Source organism: Patescibacteria group bacterium, from assembly GCA_030583705.1.
Lineage (GTDB): Bacteria > Patescibacteriota > Patescibacteriia > Patescibacteriales > Patescibacteriaceae > Patescibacterium.
Map to the genome: position 1 here is coordinate 107,274 of CP129471.1, position 19,786 is coordinate 127,059.

A 19,786-nucleotide genomic window follows, 5' to 3' on the forward strand; every position below is an offset into this window, starting at 1 on the left:
ACATTTCAATATCTATATATACTTAAATTACCTGCCCGTGGATACGGGATTGCGATCCGCAAGACCTGGCTTATTGCCAGGTTTTTGCTTTATGTTAGTTATGTATTTTTTAATATTTTGTGCATTAATAATAAGATTAGAAAGAGATTTTAGCTCATGGGTAATATTACCTCCTTTTACTAAAATGATTTTCTTATCTTTACTTTTTAGATATCTCATAAGAGAAGCAAAGTCTGCGTCACCCGAAAAAAGACATAAAGAGTCATATTGATCCATCTGTCTTATTGAGTCTACCGCTATTTCTACGTCAAAGTTGCATTTTGGCAAGTTAATATATATGCCATCTTTATCTGTTTTTGTCTCTCTTGTGTTGGTAATTATTTCCGAATCGTTTAAATGATGCCTAACCCACTGAATAGGCTTTGTAAATACCCTTGATTTACCAAAAGTGGCTCTGACTGATTTTATAAAAGCTAAAGAATTTAATCTCTTTGAGTCATGTCCATAGTAAAATCTTACATGATTTGAAAAAGTATTTATAAATAATTTTAATAATCTAAAATCTATTATTAACTTTTCATTTTCTTTTAAACTTTGGTTACGTGAATTTTGTTTATCTTTTTCAAACCAATAATTTACGTTACCAAAGTCTATATAAGTAAAGATTTTTCCATATTCTTCATTTATACCAACATCTTCTCTTATGAACTCTTCTTTTAATTTATCCAATTTCATATTCTTTTCTTAAATTAATAAGGTAGAGGGTAGCGAAGGCAAAGTTCGGAAATCATTTTTTTGCATTCCATTAGCTCGTCCGTATTTTGTGAGTTTTGCAGGGCCTTAATTATTATCCTTATTACTTCTTCGGTTTCTTTTTCCCTAAAGCCTCTAGTGGTAATAGCCGGTGTACCTAGTCTTATACCAGAAGGGTTAAGTGGTGGATTAGGATCGTTTGGTACAGTAGAGCGGGAAACCGATATACCGATTTCTTCTAAAATTCTTTCTGCTTCTTTACCTGAAAGATTTTTGTTTTGTAGGTCAATAACCAAAAGATGATTATCTGTTCCGCCAGAGACTATAGTGTAGTTATTATCCATAAAGATCTTGGCCATAATTTTGGCGTTAGCTATAACCTGCTTGGCGTAAGTTTTAAATTCTGGTTGTAGTGCCTCATTAAAAGCTACGGCTTTAGCGGCTGTAACATGATCATGCGGTCCTCCTTGTATACCTGGGAAGACGGCACGATCTATAGCTTTGGCGTGTTGTTCTTTGCACATAATAATTGCACCTCTTGGTCCTCGTAGAGTCTTATGGGTGGTGGTCATAACAATATCAAAAAAAGGTACTGGATTAGAGAGCTCACCAGCGGCGATTAAACCGGCCGGGTGGGAAATATCTGCCATAGTTAGTGCTCCGACTTCATCCGCTATTTTTTTAAAGCCTTCCCAATCTATTTCTCTTGAATAGGCGCTAAAGCCGGCTACGATCATTGCTGGCTTATTGGCCAAGGCAATCTCTCTTACTTGTTCCATGTCAACCAGGCCGTTTTGACCCAGTCTATATTGTACGAAGTTATAAAGCAGGCCGGAAAAGTTAATCGGGTGTCCATGGGATAAATGTCCGCCGTGATCAAGACGCAAGCCCATTACGGTATCTCCTGGTTTTAACATGGCCAGATAAATTGCCGCGTTGGCTGGGGAGCCAGAAAGAGGTTGGACGTTAACATGCTCTGCGCCGAAGAGTTTTTTAGCTCTTTCTTGGGCTAGTTTTTCTACTTCATCAATAACACCGTTGCCACCATAGTATCTTTTACCAGGGTAGCCTTCACTGTATTTATTAGCCAAAGGCGAGGATAGGGCTTCTAAAACCGCTGGAGAAACATAGTTTTCCGAAGCAATTAGCTCCAATTCGTTATTCTGGCGAACTGTTTCTTGTGTAATCAGGTTACCTATCTCCTGATCAGAATCTTTTATTGTATTGTGGATCATGGTAGTTTTTTATGCTATAATTAAAGCATACGCCGTTTGGCGCAATATAACTATTTAATCATATAATTATGTTAAAAACAAGACTGTTTTTCTTGGCCTCCTTTGCCCTATCTTTGGTTGCCTTGTTTTATCTGGCACCTTCGGCCGAGGCTGTTTCGTTTCGTTCGGGCGATATTGTAAATATTGATTCCGGACAAACGGTTAGTGAGAGCCTCTACGTGGTTGCTTCAACTTTAACAGTGGATGGTAAAGTAGAGGGAGATTTAATCTGTGCTGCAGATTCATTAACGGTTAATGGAGAGGTAACTGGTGATATTATCTGTGTTGGTTCAACCATAGTAATTAACGGACAAGTTGGAGGCAATCTTCGTTTGTTTGGTTCAACCCTAACACTTGGTGGACAAATTGAGAAAAATACTTCATTAGGAGCTATGATTTTGTCTTTTACTTCTAATTCAGAAATTAAAGGAGATTTATTATATTGGGCAGCCACTTCAGATTTACGCGGTAAGGTAGGTAGAGATATAGATGGTTACGGTACGGCAGTAACTGTTGCTGGAGAAGTAGGTCGTAATCTTTATCTTTTTTCGGACAGAGTAAGAGCTAATAAGAAAAACGATAATACTCCTGGTATAACCCTAGAAAGCGGCGTGGTTGTTGGAGGAAATTTTGGTTATTCATCTGGTGATGAACCGGTTGTTGAAGAAGGAGTTTCAATAGCCGGTGAAACTATCAGGCATGAGTTTAAAATGGGAAAAGATAAAGCCCCTAACCCAATGGCTTGGGTTTGGTGGAAAGTTTTATCTATTTTCTCAGCTTTGGTGATTGGTTTAGTTTTGGTAATTTGGCTAGATAAGCCTTTACGAAAAATTGATAATCTAATGTTTAGTAAATCAAATCCGGCTTTGGGTTGGGGACTATTTGCTTTAATAATTATTCCTCTAATTGCCATTGTTCTCTTGTTTACGATTATCGGTATACCCTTGGCTTTGGTTACGGCCGGACTTTGGTTTTTGGCGGTTTACTTGGCTAAAATAATAACCGCTATAGTAGTTGGGCAAAGGATTATGAAAAAATATTTAGATAAAGCGGAGAATGATAAGAAAAGCTTACCTTTGTTTTGGCCGATGGTTGTCGGTATAGTGGTCTGCTATCTAATATTCGCAATCCCGGTAATCGGCTGGGCAGCTTCTTTCCTAGCTACAGTTTGGGGATTGGGAGGTATTTGGATGTACGGCAAGAGCCTAAGAGAGAAACAACCATAAAAGGAAATTAATCTAAAAAGAAAATCTCCTGGTTATAAACTATATAACTAGGAGATTTTTATTTTCTTGGTTTTTTATGCGGTTAAGATTTATATTGATTTATTATATTATATAAACACCTCAGAGCGTTGAGGTGTTTTAGCTCTTAAAAAAATCAGGCACCATCCGTTTTTCAGCGCATAGTATTAATGGTATTTTAAAAATAAATTAGGTGCTCTTCTAAAAACAGGATTGTTGTTTTTTGCCTTGATTTTTTACTGTAAATCAACTATACTGTCCTTACAGATGACCAATGGTCTTATTTTTTATTATATTATAAAACATGAAAAACATTCGCAATTTTTGTATTATCGCTCATATTGATCACGGCAAGTCCACTTTGGCGGATCGGATGCTTGAGGTTACCGGTACGGTTGAGGCTCGTAAAATGAAAGAGCAGCTTTTGGATCGTATGGATATTGAACGAGAGCGTGGTATTACCATTAAGTTAACGCCGGTTACCATGAATTATAAAGACCATGTTCTTAACCTAATAGATACCCCCGGACACGTTGATTTTACTTATGAGGTTTCTCGTTCTTTGGCGGCCGTAGAGGGAGCCGTTCTATTAGTTGATGCTTCCCAAGGCATACAAGCCCAAACTTTAGCTAATTTGTATCTGGCTATGGAGCAAGATTTAACCATTATTCCCGTACTTAACAAGATAGACTTACCGGCAGCTGATCCCCAACGAGTTAGCGAAGAAGTTATTAAACTTTTGGGTTGTTCAAAAGATGATATAATTTTAGCTTCCGGTAAAACCGGACAGGGAGTTGAAGAAATTTTAGAGGCAGTTATTTCCAAGGTTTCTCCGCCCTTGGGTGAAGAAAAAAAACCGACCCGTGCTTTAATCTTTGATTCTAATTTCGACGAATATCGCGGCGTGGTTGCTTATTTGCGAGTCGTGGATGGCTGTATTAAAAAAGGCGATAGAATCGCCTTATTGGCCAGTAAAGCCAAGAGCGAAGCTTTGGATGTTGGAGTTTTTAAACCAGATTATACTTCAACCGGTTCTCTTAAGGCCGGCGAGATCGGTTACCTTATTACCGGTTTTAAGAGCGTGGAGGAGTGTCGAGTTGGAGACACGGTTTCTTTAATTGGACAGACCGCTGAACCCTTAAAGGGCTATCATGAAGCTAAACCCATGGTTTTTGCCGGACTTTTTCCTAAACAAGGAGATGATTTTGGGAAATTACGTGATGGACTGGAAAAACTTAAACTTAATGACGCTGCCTTGCAATATGAAACCGAACAATCTCAGGCTTTAGGCTTGGGTTTTCGTTGCGGTTTTTTGGGGCTTTTGCATTTGGAGATAGTCCAAGAAAGATTGAGTAGAGAATATAATCTTGATTTAATTGTTACCGTACCTAGTGTAGCTTATCGGGTAAAGATTAAGAGTGGAGAGATTTTAATTGTTCGTAGCCCGCAAACCTTGCCGGAACAAAACGTTCTTGAAGAAATAGAAGAGCCTTGGGTTAAACTGGACGTGGTAACTCCTAAGAGTTATATTGGCGGTATTATGAATTTGGTACAAGAAAGAAGAGCTGTTTATTTAACTACTGAGTATCTGGACGCTGAAAGAGTGGTACTGCATTACGAAATACCCATGTCCGCTATTTTAACCAATTTTTATGATAAGATAAAAAGTATCTCTTCAGGTTATGCTTCTATTAACTATGAGTATTTTACCTATCGTCCGGCTGAGGTGGTTAAAATGGATATTATGGTGGCCGAGGAAATTGTTGAATCTTTATCTATTATTGTCTACCGAGACGAGGCCCATAAACGAGGCAAAGAGATAGTTAATGTTTTAAAAGACAGTTTACCTAAGCAGATGTTTGTTGTTAAACTACAAGCAGCGGTTGGCGGTTCAGTGGTGGCTGGCGAAAGAATTTCGGCTATGCGCAAAGATGTAACAGCTAAATTATATGGTGGAGACGTTTCTCGTAAGCGAAAGTTACTGGAAAAACAAAAAAGGGGTAAAAAGAAGATGATGGCCTCCGGGCGAGGTAGTGTGGATATTCCATCAGATACTTTTGTTAAGTTACTTAAGCAATAAGGAGAGTTTTAGAGGGTTGGTAGGCAGGGTGCTTTAATAAAATATCATTCTTTATTTATTAATAATTAAAAGTAAAAAATATGAAAAGAAGACAAATAATGAAAATTCTTTGGGGGATCTTGAGTGTAATTATTATTATTTCTATGGTAGCTTGGGGTTTTGTTGGGATAATGTAAAGACTTTTTAAAAATATTTAATGGCAATACAAAAACAATGGCAATTAGCTGAAGCGGCACCTGAAGAATTTTTTTCTTTATGTCCAGAGTTGTCTCGCGGTTTAGTTCAGCTTTTATATAATAAGGGATTTAGGAGTCATGAGGAGATTGAGGAATTTCTTTATCCGGAAAAAGTCGCCTTAGCGGACGATCCTTTTTTGTTTCGTGATATGGCGGTAGCGGTGGCGGTAATTATTAAACACATTAAACAGGGTAGTAAGATAGTGGTTTGCGGAGACTATGACGCTGATGGTGTTACCTCGTCTGCTCTTTTAGAACAAGTTTTAAAAACCCTTAAGGCTAAAGTTGAGGTTTGGATTCCTAGTCGTTTTGGTGAGGGCTACGGTCTTAACAAGGAAATCGTTAAAGAGCTAGTTGAAAATAATTTTAGTTTGATCATTACCGTAGATAACGGTATTAAGGCTCGTGAAGAAATAATTTATGCGCAATCTTTGGGTCTTGAAGTGGTGGTTACTGATCATCATGAGGGTCCTAAAACTAATGAAGAAATGCCCCCTTGTCCGGTAATTGATCCAATCCTTGAACAAGAAACTTATCCATATAAGTATCTTTGCGGTGTTGGTGTGGCCTTTAAGTTGTCTCAAGCTTTAATTAAAAAGTCCACCTTAAGTGAAGAAGATAAAACAAGGCTTGAAGAAGCTGTTTTAGACTTAGTAGCGATTGGGACGATTGCGGATTGTGTTAGTTTAACGGGAGAGAACAGGCGTTTGGTTAAAAAAGGTCTTGAGCTACTTAATAAAAAAACTCGTTTAGGCTTAAGAGAATTGATTAATATTTCCCAGTTAAGCCTTGGAGAAATTACTGAATGGAATATTTCTTGGCAAATTACACCTCGTTTAAACGCGGCTGGTAGAATTGATCATGCCACCTCCGCCTATCGTCTTTTAGCCACTCAAGATACTGAGGAAGCCAAAAAGATTGCCCTAGAGCTTAACCAAAGAAATACCGAACGCCAAGCCTTAACTGAGTCAATCGTTAAAGCAGCTGCTGCACAATTTGGAGAAAAAACCTATGGAGAAAAACTTTTAGTAGCAATAGCCGATGACGTTTTAGGCGAGGGCGAGAGTTGGTCTGAGGGAGTGGTTGGTTTAGCGGCCGGGCGATTAGCTGAAAGATTTAACCGTCCTTGTTTGGTAATTTGCCAAAGTGAAGGTAATATTAAGGGTTCTGGAAGAAGTATTGAACAGTTTGATATAGTTAATAGTTTGGACTTTGGCAAGCAATATCTTTCAAGGTACGGTGGACATAAGATGGCTTGCGGTTTTACGATTAAAGACAAAGAGAGTGTTAATCCTTTTGTTGAGGCGGTTAAAAAGCACGCTGAAGAGGTTTTGTCTGGAATTAATCTGGCTCCAAAGCTTAAACTTGAAGCCGAACTATCCGCCCTTGATCTAAAACCCAATATTATTAAAGAGCTGGATCTTTTAAGGCCATATGGACAAGACAATATAGAGCCTAAGTTTCTTTTGTCTAATATGATTGTAGAAGATATTTTAGTGATGGGTAAAGAAAAAAATCACCTTAAGTTTATGGTAGCCGGTCTTTGGGCAGTAGCTTTTAATCGGGCAACAGATTGGCAAGACATTAAAATCGGTGATAAAATTGATTTAGCGGCCAATTGCGAATTAAATGTTTTTAACGGTCGTTCTTCTTTGCAATTAAGAGTTATTGATCTTAAAAGAGGTAAAGAGGATTAAGAAGATAAATAGTAATAATTTATGAAAAAACTAATCATTCATTCGGACGGCGGTAGTCGTAATAATCCGGGGCAGGCGGCTATTGGGGTGGTGGTAGCTAACGAACAAGGTGAGGTAATTACCACTATATCTCGTTCTTTGGGAATCGCCACTAATAATCAGGCGGAATATGCGGCCGTTATTGCCGGATTGGAAAAAGCTAAAGAACTTAAAGCCCAAGAAGTAGAATGTTTTTTAGATAGTGAATTGGTGGTTAAGCAACTTAAGGGAGAGTATAAAGTTAAAAACAAAGACTTAGCACCTTTTTTTCTTAAAGCTTATAACCTAAGCGTTAAACTTAAAAAAGTAACTTTCCGACATATAAGAAGAGAAGAGAATCAAGAAGCAGACAGATTAGTTAATGAGGCGTTGGATAATCTTGAGTAATTTATTTAAATATTTTAAAAATATTTAAAATATGATATAGTATATAATATAATATTTTAAATCATTATTTATATATGGTATATGTTTATTTTTAAAATAAAAAAAGGTTTTACTATTATTGAAATTCTTGTTACTATTGCCATAATTGGAGTACTCTCTACTATGGTTATTTTAGCTCTTAACAACGCCAGAGTTACTTCAAGGGATGCTAAAAAGGTAAGTGATCTTAGTCAAATTTCTAAGGCTCTTGATTTATATTATGCTAACAATAATTCTTATCCAACTACGTTAACTCCTGGCGAACCGCTTGTTGATCCTGAGGGTATTGTTTATATGGAGTCTATTCCTTCTAATACCAAGGCCGATGGTGATTGTGAGGAGGGTGATTACGTTTATAATGTACCAACTGGACAAAATAATCCTCGTGTTTATGTTTTAACAACTTGTCTTGGTTCGTCTTCAGGGCCATATAATGCTGGTTTAACTCCTCGTTATGCTGCTGGGATTTTTGAATGTGAAGATATTATTTATGATACCAACGGAGCTCCTTACAGTACCATTGTTAATGAAAATGCTTGTGAGGTTTTTATTCCTCCTTCTCTTTTGGATAATTTAGTGGTTTCTGGCTCACCCTTTAATTATTCTTTTTCGTCAAATACCTATACCTATAATGAAGTTAATGTACTTAATGGAGTTTCCTCTGTAGCAGTTACTCCAACCGGAGTTGGTTCAATTACCGTAGATGGTTCTCCGGTTAATTCAGGTAGTCCTTCTTCATCTATCGCTCTTACCCCTTGGATCGTAAGGCCAATAGAGGTAACTGTAGCTGAAGATGGAAAAGTTCCTACTACTTATACCGTTAATCTTACAAGAAGAGGTACTATTGGCAGTAGTCATGGTGGTGGTTACGTGGCTTACATAGACGGTTCTGGTATACATGGTTTTATTGTTAGCACTGTTGATATTAGTACTACCGCTCCATGGGGTTGTGAAGGAACAAACATTCCTGGAGCAGATGGACAAGCTATAGGTACAGGTTATCAAAACACTTTGGATATTATGGCCGGTTGTCCAACTGCCGGTATTGCCGCCAGGGTGGCTAGAAACTATACTGGTGGCGGTTTTAATGATTGGTATCTTCCTTCAAGGAACGAGATTCAGCAAATAAGGAATGTTTCTGGATCTATTCCAGGTTGGGTTAATACGGGATGGATTTGGTCTTCTTCAGAGGCTAGTGCCACCCAGGGTTGGGAAATGGCTCTTTATGATGCCCAATGGCATGCTTATGCCAAGGGTGCAACCTTTATGAAAGTTAGGGCTATTAGAAATTTCTAGTTTTTATAGTTCTTGCCTGTTATAAAAAAAAGATATGTATGGTTTTTCTTTCTAAGAAATTTATAATTTTACAGACATTTTTATTCTTATTGATAACTTTCTTTTTTATTTTTTCAGTCAAGGAGAATAATAATTTTTTTTATAAAGCTCAAGCTTTCTCAGAAAACAATAAAGATATTTTGTACGAAGAGGAAACTGAAGAAGAAGCCTTGTATGAAGAAGAAATTTTATACGAAGAAGAGATTAATAATACTAATGACAATGATAACACTATAGAGAATCAACTTAACCCAGAAGATAATCCAGAAGATCTTGACGAAGATAATAGTAGTCAAGAATCTTTTTTTACCTCCTTCTTCACCCCCAGAGAAAAGAAATCTAAAACAAACGATGGATTAACTATCCCAGAATATACCCTAACCAGCTCTCATGAAATAAGTATAAGTCTCACCACAGACGGTGTGGTTAATTTTGGTAATATGGATCTTGATGATACCCTTGATTCTACCCCCTCAGGACTTAATAAGATTCAGACAGTTAGTGTGGATCAAGGTACAGTAGAGCTAGATATTAGGAGTACGCATTTTACTTCTCTTGATCCTAATACTTGGTCCTTATCTAACACTAATGGAGAAGATCAGGTTAAATGGGACTTTTCAACTAACGGCTCCAGTTGGACAACTTTTGCTGTAGCAGATACTTTATATAATCTAGCTACCAACGTTACTGCTCCTGGCACCAAAAACATTTTCTTTAGATTAACAACCCCTTCTGCTACCAATAGCCTAAGCTCTCATGAAGCCCAAGTAACCATTGTGGCCAGTGAATATAACTTTATCTGTGGAACTTCTAATATTTACGACCAAGAAGATAATGAGTATGGTACAGTGGATATTAATGGGCAGTGTTGGATGAAAGAAAATTTAGCCTACCTACCATCGGTTAGCCCATCTAACCAGGGAAGTGAGTCAGATCCACATTATTATGTTTACGATTACCAAGGAACAGATGTTCAAGCGGCAAAAAACACTGCTAATTACACTACTCATGGTGTTCTCTATAACTGGCCAGCTGCCATGACCGCTTGTCCTACTGGTTGGAGACTTCCTTCTGAAGAAGAATTTAATGCACTGGAGCAACATACTATAGCTACTATTAACAGCCAAGAAGCTCAATATAGTTGTAATAACTCACAAATCGGTTGGCAAAGATGTGCGGATAGTCTTAACGGAGATCAGGGTGGAGCTAAGGGTGTTGGTAAGTCTCTTAAGAAAGTTGGACAAGGCTCAGGTATTGGAGCTGGTGATGATCTTGTAGGTTTTTCAGCTATGTTATCCGGTTATCGCACAGGCAGTACTTTTAGTGGTCTCTCTGGTTATGCTTTTTTCTGGTTAACCCCGCAGTCTGGTCCCACCACTGCTTGGTTTAGGCACCTGAACACTACCTTTTCCACGGTTTATCGCGATGCGTTTAATAAGACCCTTGGTTATAGCGTACGCTGTATTAAAGAACCAGAAACCTATACTTTAACTTATTTGGCCGGAAATAACGGTTCTATTACCGGAGAAACTTCACAAACAGTAGTTCATGGTTTAAATGGTACAGCAGTAACGGCCGTTCCTGATGAAGGCTATTCATTTGTTCAATGGAGTGATGCAGTACAAACAGCTGAAAGAACAGATACTAATGTTACTCAAGATATTACCGTAACGGCCGAGTTTGAGGAAACCCCTTTCATCTGTGGAACAGATACTGTTGTTGATTTTAGCGGTAATTCTTATAACACTGTCCAAGTAGGTGCTCAATGTTGGATGGCTTCTCACCTAAACACCAAAATAAAACCAGATGGTACTTGTATTAATGGTGGAGGTAATCCTCCTTGTCCTAATGCCTCTTCTAATGATAATAGCCTAGGCAGATCTTGTTATAATAACTCAGAGAGTAATTGTAATACCTATGGCTCTTTATATACTTGGGACGCAGCCATGAATGGCTCTACTATTCCAGGAGCCCAAGGTATTTGTCCGGTTGGTTGGCATGTACCATTGGATGAAGAACAACATGTTCTTGAATGGTACCTTAAAGACGGTGGGCAAACTTGTGATCCAAATCGTCATGCCATATATGATTGTAATACGGCTGGCACGAAACTTAAATCCGGAGGTTCCTCTGGTTTTAATAGTCTTTTGTCGGGGTTTAGAAATACTAGCAATTCTTTTTCTGCACTTAATACCTTTGGATATCTTTGGTCTTCTTCAGAGAATAGTACTAACGCAAAAACCCGTATTCTGACTTCCACTGAGAGTGGAGTTTCTCGTCACATATCTGCTAGTAAGTTAAATGCCCTACCTTTAAGGTGTATTAAAAATCATAGCACGCACACCTTAACCTATTCAGCCGGAGTTAATGGAAGTATTGTGGGAGAGACATCTCAGACAGTTTATAACGGTGGTTACGCTTCGCAGGTTATTGCTTTTGCCAATGAAGGATATTCATTTGTTCAATGGAGTGATGGTTTAACTATGAACCCAAGAATTGATACTAATATTACTCAAAATATTAACGTAACTGCTATTTTTGGAGCGGAGTCTTTTACCTGTGGAACAGATACTGTCCTTGATTTTAGCGGTAATTCTTATAACACTGTCCAAGTAGGTGCTCAATGTTGGATGGCTTCTCACCTAAACACCAAAATAAAACCAGATGGTACTTGTATTAACGGTGGAGGTAATCCTCCTTGTCCTAATGCCTCTTCTAATGATAACAGCCTAGGTAGATCTTGTTACGATAACTCAGAGAGTAATTGCAATATTCATGGTTCTTTATATACCTGGGCGGCAGCCATGAATGGCTCTACTATTCCAGGAGCCCAAGGTATTTGTCCGGTTGGTTGGCATGTACCATTGGATGAAGAACAACATGTTCTTGAATGGTACCTTAAAGACGGAGGGCAGACTTGTGATCCAAATCGTAGCGGATATGATTGTAATACGGCTGGTACCAAGCTTAAAGTTGGAGGCTCTTCTGGTTTTAATAGTCTTTTGTCGGGGTTTAGAAATAGTAGTAATTCTTTTTCTCAGCTTAGCACATTTGGCTATCTTTGGTCTTCTTCGGAAAGTAGTGGCGCTAACGCAATAGTTCGTTATTTAAATTCTTCTAGTAGCCAGGTTTATCGCCACACAGCCGTTAATAAGTTATTTTCCTTCTCTTTAAGATGTATTAAAAATTAAACTGCTTATTAAGTATAGTAAATTTATCCATAAAATGTTATTATAGTAAACATGAGTTTATTCTTGCGTAAAAAATCAAGAGTTTTTTTGCTTATCGCCTTTTTATTAATAGGGGTTGCTTTTAGTTTCCCTTCTATTTTTAGCGATTTTATTCTAAAAGCTCAGGAAGCAGAGGATCTTTGTGATACTGAAAGGGGTTGGGTTAAGCAGGGAGAATATTGCCAGCTTATTTTAACAGCCAATCCAGGTTATAATCATTTATTTTTATTACCTGATGATTGGAATAATAATGATAATACTATAGAGGTTATTGGTGGAGGTGGTAGCGGAGCGGTTTCTTCTGGCGAGTTGGAGGAATTTCCAACAGGCGGTTTGGCTGGGGAGTATAAAGTTATTTCCAATTTCTCTAATCCAGGTACTTCTCTTGTTTATCGTTTAGGTCTTGGTGGTAGTTCAAGGTCAAAAACTTCTGGTGTTTGGACTGGTCAACAAGGCGGTGATACTTTTTTTAACAGAGTAGAGGGGGATAGTAATACCTGTGAAGATAATTCATCTGTATGCGCTCAAGGCGGAGAAGCCGGATACCTATCCGATAGTCTTTTAAATATGGACGGAGAATCTGTTGTCGCTCAAAATTGGGAAGATCAAGGTTTAGGTGGTAGTGGTATAAGCGATGAGTTGGATGGATCCTTAACGGCGGATAACGGAGGGCTTTATGGCGGAGGAGGGGGAGCTTGTTATAACTCTTCTCTTAGCGAAGAAGCTAAATGTTTTAGTGGAGCCGGCGCACAAGGAGTTATAGTAATAACCTATCTTCCTCAAGAGACTAGCGAAGAATCTTCTTCACGCAACTCCTTCTTCACCCCCAGAGAAAAGAAATCTAAAACAAACGATGGATTAACTATCCCAGAATATACCCTAACCAGCTCTCATGAAATAAGTATAAGTCTCACCACAGACGGTGTGGTTAATTTTGGTAATATGGATCTTGATGATACCCTTGATTCTACCCCCTCAGGACTTAATAAGATTCAGACAGTTAGTGTGGACCAAGGTACAGTAGAGTTGGATATCAGTAGTACGAATTTTACTTCTCTTGATCCTAATACGTGGTCTTTATCCACTACTAATGGAGAAGATCAGGTTAAATGGGACTTTTCAACTAACGGCTCCAGTTGGACAACTTTTGCCGTAGCAAATACTTTATATAATCTAGCTACCAACGTTACTGCTCCTGGAACCAAAAACATTTTCTTTAGATTAACAACCCCTTCTACTACTAATGACCTAGGCTCTTATGAAGCCCAAGTAACCATTGTGGCCAGTGAATATAACTTTATCTGTGGAACTTCTAATATTTATGACCAAGAAGATAATGAATACGGTACAGTGGATATTAATGGGCAGTGTTGGATGGCTTCTCACCTAAATACTAAGATAAAACCAGATGGTACCTGTATTAACGGTGGAGGTAACCCTCCTTGCCCTAATGCTTCCTCTGGTGATGATGGACTAGGTAGGTCTTGTTATAATAACTCAGAGAGTAATTGTAGTAGTCAAGGTTCTTTATATACTTGGGCAGCAGCGATGAATGGTATTCAGGAAGAAGGCGCTCAAGGTATTTGTCCGGTTGGTTGGCATGTGCCAACTGATGCAGAATGGCACAGTTTGGAACTTCATTTAACCGATAATGAGGAGACTTGTGATCCTAATAGAAATTTTTCCGAAAGTTGTCAAGGAGCTGGTACTAAACTTAAACCAGGAGGTTCTTCTAATTTTGAGTTTACTATGGCTGGACGAAGATTGGAAAATAATTCTTTCTCTGATCAGAATTGGCTAGGGTATGGTTGGAGCTCAACCGGCAGTAATCAGTGGTTTACTTCTCTGCGGACTCGTACGGTCCATAACAGCCTTAGTACTGTTGGTAGAGCACAATATTCACCAGATTTTGGCTTTAGTTTACGTTGTATTAAAGACCTCCCCACTTATACTTTAACCTATTCTGCTGGAGATAACGGTTCTATTACTGGAGAAGCTTCACAAACAGTAGTTCAGGGGTCTGATGGTACAGCGGTAACGGCCGTCCCTGACGTAGGTTATGTTTTTTCTCAGTGGAGCGATGCAGTGCAAACCGCTGAAAGAACAGATACTAATGTTACTCAAGATATTACCGTAACAGCTATTTTTGAGGTAGCACCTTTTGTTTGCGGAACTTCAAATGTTTATGACTATGAGGGTAATGCTTATACTACTGTTGAGCTTGGTTATCGTTGTTGGATGAAAGAGAACCTAAACACCAAGGTTAAACCAAATGGTACTTGTATTAACGGTGGAGGAGCTCCTCCTTGTCCTACTGCTTCAGCTTCAGACAACGGCCTTGGAAGATCATGTTATTCCAACGACGAAGCAAACTGTACTACTGACGGTTCTCTCTACACTTGGGCTGGAGCTATGGATGGTTCTACCACCCCAGGAGCCCAAGGTATCTGTCCCACGGGTTGGCATATCCCAACAGATAATGAATTTAAAGCCATGGAAATGGGCATTGGTATGAGTCAAGGACAAGTGGATGCTACCGATTGGCGAGGTACAGACGAAGGTAGAAAACTTAAATCACAACGTACAGTTAATGGTAGCCCTCCTCCAGGTATTCCCACTAATGACCACCCTCGTTGGAACTATCACACCAACTTTGGTACCGACACCTCCGGTTTTTCCGCTCTACCTGCCGGCTTCAGGAATACGGCTGGCTCGTCATTTAATGAGCGTTCCGCGGATGCATATTTTTGGTCTTCTTCTCCTTCTGGGGGTTCGACCTGGGGTCGTGCCTTGGTTTTTTCTGAGGCGAGGGTTTACCGCGTTGTTTATTTACAGGCTAATAGTTTTTCATTGCGCTGTGTTAAAGATCCCGAAACCTACAACCTTGAATACTCAGCCGGAGCAAATGGTTCAATTAGTGGTACTGCTTCTCAGTCTGTGGTCCATGGAGATAATGGATCAACCGTGACAGCTGTACCTGATGTTGGTTATGCCTTCCTTGAATGGAGCGATGGCGTACAAACTGCCGCTCGTACCGATATGTATGTTACTGAAAATATTTCGGTAACTGCTGAGTTTTATGAAGCACCTTTTGTCTGTGGAACTTCAAGTATTTATGACTATGAGGGTAATGCTTATACTACTGTTGAGCTTGGTTATCGTTGCTGGATGGCTCAAAATTTAAGAACCAAACATAAACCCAATGGTGACTTGCTAACAAATCTAACAAATGGATCTGAACGTGATTGTATTTCTTCAAGTAATACTAGAGGCACGGAAGCTGATTGTACTGCCGGCTATGCTTTATATACCTGGGCGGGTGCTATGAATGGTTCTACTACTCCTGGAGCCCAAGGTATTTGTCCGACAGGCTGGCATGTCCCAACCGATCAAGAACAGCATATGTTGGAACTGTCTTTAACAGATCAAGCACAAACTTGTGATCCGCAAAGAGCCAGTGCTTGGGATTGTGATTCAGCCGGTACCAAACTTAAAACAGGTGGAAGTTCGGGTTTTAACGCTATTTTAACAGGCAGACGTGACGCCACTGGCGCAGCATTTTTCAGTTATGGTGATATGGCCGGTATGTGGTCTTCTTCGGAAAATATTGGCAATCAAACCTTGGCTTGGCGCAGAAATCTTTTCCTTGTTAATTCCACTGTTAACCGAAATAGCGTTGATAAACTTATTAGTTTTACCGTTAGATGCGTTAAAGATCCCGAAACCTACAGCCTTGAGTACTCAGCCGGAGCCAATGGTTCAATTAGTGGCACTGCTTCTCAGTCTGTAGTTCATGGAGATCATGGATCAACAGTGACAGCCGTGCCTGATGTTGGTTATGCTTTTCTTGAATGGAGTGACAATGTACAAACCGCCGCTCGTACCGATATGTATGTTACTGGAAATATTTCGGTAACTGCGCAGTTTTATGAAGCTCCCAGCGTTCAAGAAACTCCAACCTTTAACCCGGCTGGCGGGGCAATAGCCTTTGGTACAACAGTGGTAATTTCTTCACCTAATGCTGATGCTATTTATTACACCACTGATGGTTCAACTCCAACCACTTCTTCAACTAATCAGGCGGTTACTCCATTGGTTATTAATTCTAACGTTACAGTTAAGGCCATAGCGGTTAGGGCCGGTTACTCAAATAGTGAAGTAGCTACTACTTCTTATACTCAAGCAGCAAGCGCCAATCTTACAAATATCGTTTTGTCCGGTTCACCTATCGCCTATTCTTTTTCAGGAGGTACTTATACCTATAATGAAGTTAATGTATTGAATGGTGTTTCCAGTATAACCGTCACCCCTACTGGTCCAGGGGCTATTACCGTAGATGGAGTGTCTGTTAATTCAGGTAGTCCTTCCGGCGCTATCTCTTTAACTCCCTGGATTCTTAAATCCATTAATATAACTACTACTGAAACAGGCAAGTCTCCCAAAACCTACATTATTAATATTACAAGAAGAGGCAACATTGGGGATAGTCATGCTGGGGGTTATGTGGCCTACATAGACAGTTCAGGCATACATGGTTTTGTTGTGAGCACTGCCGATCTAAGCACTACCGCTCAATGGGGTTGCGAGGGAGTTAATATTGCTGGAGCAACTGGACAAGCTATTGGTACTGGAGCTGCTAATACAACAGCGATTCTTGCCGGTTGCGGAACCTCTGGTATAGCGGCTAGGTTAGCAGCTAATCATAATGGTGGCGGGTTTTCAGGCTGGTATTTACCATCTAAAGATGAATTGCAGCAAATACGTAATAATTCCGGAGCTATCCCTGGTTGGGTTAATTCAGGATGGATGTGGACCTCTTCTCAGGCAAGTGCTACTGCTGCTTGGGAAATGGCTCTTTATGATGCCGCATGGCACACTTACGCTAAGAGTGGAAATTTCTTTAAGGTTAGGGCTATTAGAAATTTCTAAAAAAAGGGTGGTTTTTGCCAAAATAGCCATAAAGAGTTATTAACACTTTACCGAGTTTCTAAAATATGCTATAATGATTATATTGTGTATAAAGTAAATATTAAAGCTCTAGTCAGGCTTTAAATTAATCTAAATATTAATTAATAATTATGAAAATAAAAAAGATACTTTTTGTTCTTCTAGCATCCGTAATTATAGTCGGACCGTTGGTTGTTTCAAAAGGTAATGCCAGTGAAACCGCTCAGGTTAGCGCCTCGGTTTCCATTAAGTCTATTTCAATTAGTATTGCTCCAGACTCTTTTACTTATGGTCCTATGGATACCTCGGCCACCAAAAGAGCAACTTCTGTTGTTGGAGTTGATCAAGTAAGAGTTACTAATGACAGTAACGTTAACGTTGATTTAGATATATATGGAGGTAATACCACCGGAGGAGGAACCAACTGGACTCTAAGTCCAACGGCGATTGGTGCTGATACCTATATGCATGAGTTTACCACTAATATTAATGAGCCTGTTTGGACTAAGCTTAATGTGGTGGGGCAATCAGCTGTTCTTGGTACTAATATTGCCCAGGCTGGTACTAGAGATTTTGATCTAAGAATGAATACCCCTTCTTCTGTAACAGAGTCAGGCGTTACTTTAACCGTCCCTGTTACAGTGATAGCTTCCGAAAACAACTAAAATTCAAATATAATAAGCCCTGCTAGGGCAAGTCTATGGCTACCAAAAAAATACTCGCCATTTTTTTCTCTATTGTTTTTTTACTGCCTTTGTCTGTAATTTACGCTCAAAAGGTTGGTGTTGGAGTATCTACCGGCACAATTAGAATTACCGAAGAATTAAGGCCAGGCGATATTTATCAGTTACCGCCCATGACGGTTGTTAATACTGGTGAAGCTGGTGCTTCTTATACTGTTTGGCCCGGTTTTAGGGCAGAACAGGCAGAACTTAGTTTTGATCCGGAATGGCTACAACTTTCTCCAGAAACTTTTTATCTTGAACCTAATAAAACTCAAAAGGTTGATATTGTTTTAAAACTACCTTTAAGAGATGTTGAACCAGGAGAATATTTTTCTCTTTTAACCGCCAAGCCGATTAAAACAGATTCTCCGGGAGCACAAATTGGTGTAGCAGCGGCTACTAAACTATATTTTACGGTTAAACCCTCTAATATTTTACAGGCGATTTTTTATCGTTCGGGCGTTTTATGGAGAATGATTTATCCTTGGAATTATATAATTCTATCTTTACTTGTTCTTGGTGCTTTATATTATTTTTCTAAAAAATTTATTGTTTTTGATATTGCTATTAAGAAAAAAGGGGATAAAAATAGCAGCTCAACCATTGCTGGCTCTAAGAGGAATAAAAAAGATTCAAAAAGTAAAGATAGTATTAAGCAAGAGGAGATAAGCGAAGAAAGCGGAGATGAGCACAGTGAAGAAAAGCTTAATGTTAAAAAAACAGCAAGTAAAAAAAAGAAAAAAAGAGTAATTAAAGAAAAGAATTTAGATTAATTTTTTAAAATGAAGTTTCTTTATTTAATCAGCACAATTTTCTTACTGATTATTGGGTTATTGTATGATAATCATGCTTCGGCTGTCGGTTCTTCTTCATTAGAGAGTTTTGTTAGAATTTCTGTTTGTGGTAATGGCATACTTGAGGGTTCCGAACAGTGTGATGGTAATGATTTGGGCCAAGCAACTTGCACGAGCCTAAATCTTGGTGATGGTAATTTAAGTTGTAGGATTAATTGCGAGTTCAACACTGAATCTTGTGCGACTTCTCAACCTCCGACTTCCCGACCAATTGTCGAAGAGAAAAAAACCGGCGTTATTTTATCAGGTTATACCTCAGCTTTGAGTGATCTTTTTATTTTAAAAGACGGGCAAACGATTAAGGAGCAAAAAATCGGAGATGATGGAAGGTTTCGCTTTGAACTTACGGATATATCGGCCGGCTCTTATATTTTCGGAGTTTATGTAAGAGATAGTGGAGGTCTAAGATCTCCTATTAGAAATGTACCACTTGTTTTGACAAACGGCATGATAACTCATGCTGAAAATATTTTTATAGCTCCTACTTTATCTGCCGATAAGCTTGAAGTTACACGGGGAGGAATGATAAACTTTTTTGGTTCTTCTTTTCCTTCCGCCCTTATTAAATTTTATATTACCCCATTAGATAGTTTTTCAGCTTCTTTAAATAGTAATTTTTTAGGTGCTTATTCTTATAATTTTCAAACCGAAAATCTTGCTTTTGGAAATTATACAGTTAGATCACAGGCCTTTTTAAATAATGAATTAAGTAGTCTTAGTGCGCCTTTTAGTTTTAATTTAGGTGAAAGAACTGTTGAACTAGAAAATCAGCCGGTACTTGATATAGCGGATCTTAACGGTGATGGCAAGGTAAATTTAATAGATTTTTCCATCATTGTTTATTGGTATCAAAGATCAAACCCCCCTGTGCATGTTGATTTAAACGATGACGGCGTGGTTGATTTAGCTGATTTTAGTATTTTGGCTTATTATTGGACCGGTTAAT

General features: G+C 38.8%; 12 protein-coding genes. 10 read left to right on the forward strand and 2 right to left on the reverse strand.

Going from position 1 to position 19,786, the window contains the following annotated elements; genetic code table 11:
* Window positions 1-27: 27 nt before the first annotated feature.
* Both QY321_00645 and glyA read right to left on the reverse strand, forming a co-directional pair.
* A complete protein-coding gene (locus QY321_00645) occupies window positions 28-735 on the reverse strand; it encodes an NYN domain-containing protein (protein ID WKZ24925.1) in 708 nt (235 codons plus the stop codon).
* Between the two features lie 14 nt (window positions 736-749).
* Window positions 750-1,988, reverse strand: coding sequence for a serine hydroxymethyltransferase (gene glyA, locus QY321_00650; protein ID WKZ24926.1), 1,239 nt, complete (start codon window positions 1,986-1,988; stop codon window positions 750-752).
* A gap of 68 nt (window positions 1,989-2,056) precedes the next feature.
* On the opposite strand from glyA, the gene QY321_00655 reads away from it, so the two are divergent.
* The 10 genes from QY321_00655 to QY321_00700 all read left to right on the forward strand — a co-directional run bounded on the left by QY321_00655 (window position 2,057) and on the right by QY321_00700 (window position 19,785).
* Complete coding sequence (locus QY321_00655) at window positions 2,057-3,253, forward strand: polymer-forming cytoskeletal protein (protein ID WKZ24927.1); 1,197 nt, start codon at window positions 2,057-2,059, stop codon at window positions 3,251-3,253.
* Window positions 3,254-3,575: 322 nt separating this feature from the next.
* Window positions 3,576-5,351 carry a translation elongation factor 4 gene (lepA, locus tag QY321_00660; protein WKZ24928.1) on the forward strand — a complete coding sequence of 592 codons (1,776 nt, stop codon included), beginning with the start codon at window positions 3,576-3,578 and terminating at the stop codon, window positions 5,349-5,351.
* Between the two features lie 196 nt (window positions 5,352-5,547).
* Window positions 5,548-7,284 carry a single-stranded-DNA-specific exonuclease RecJ gene (gene recJ, locus QY321_00665; GenBank protein ID WKZ24929.1) on the forward strand — a complete coding sequence of 579 codons (1,737 nt, stop codon included), beginning with the start codon at window positions 5,548-5,550 and terminating at the stop codon, window positions 7,282-7,284.
* Window positions 7,285-7,305: 21 nt separating this feature from the next.
* Entirely contained in the window at window positions 7,306-7,710 is a 405-nt protein-coding gene (locus tag QY321_00670; GenBank protein WKZ24930.1) for a ribonuclease HI family protein, read from the forward strand.
* An 81-nt stretch (window positions 7,711-7,791) separates the two neighbouring features.
* Complete coding sequence (locus tag QY321_00675) at window positions 7,792-9,045, forward strand: cadherin-like beta sandwich domain-containing protein (GenBank protein ID WKZ24931.1); 1,254 nt, start codon at window positions 7,792-7,794, stop codon at window positions 9,043-9,045.
* A 179-nt stretch (window positions 9,046-9,224) separates the two neighbouring features.
* Window positions 9,225-12,275 carry an FISUMP domain-containing protein gene (locus QY321_00680; protein ID WKZ24932.1) on the forward strand — a complete coding sequence of 1,017 codons (3,051 nt, stop codon included), beginning with the start codon at window positions 9,225-9,227 and terminating at the stop codon, window positions 12,273-12,275.
* A gap of 51 nt (window positions 12,276-12,326) precedes the next feature.
* Window positions 12,327-17,243, forward strand: a complete 4,917-nt coding sequence (locus tag QY321_00685) for an FISUMP domain-containing protein (GenBank protein ID WKZ24933.1) — start codon at window positions 12,327-12,329, stop codon at window positions 17,241-17,243.
* A gap of 149 nt (window positions 17,244-17,392) precedes the next feature.
* Window positions 17,393-17,926: a hypothetical protein gene (locus QY321_00690; protein WKZ24934.1), complete on the forward strand. Its 534-nt coding sequence runs from the start codon at window positions 17,393-17,395 to the stop codon at window positions 17,924-17,926.
* A 35-nt stretch (window positions 17,927-17,961) separates the two neighbouring features.
* Window positions 17,962-18,759 carry a hypothetical protein gene (locus QY321_00695; protein ID WKZ24935.1) on the forward strand — a complete coding sequence of 266 codons (798 nt, stop codon included), beginning with the start codon at window positions 17,962-17,964 and terminating at the stop codon, window positions 18,757-18,759.
* Window positions 18,760-18,768: 9 nt separating this feature from the next.
* A complete protein-coding gene (locus tag QY321_00700; GenBank protein ID WKZ24936.1) occupies window positions 18,769-19,785 on the forward strand; it encodes a dockerin type I domain-containing protein in 1,017 nt (338 codons plus the stop codon).
* Window position 19,786: the final 1 nt, after the last annotated feature.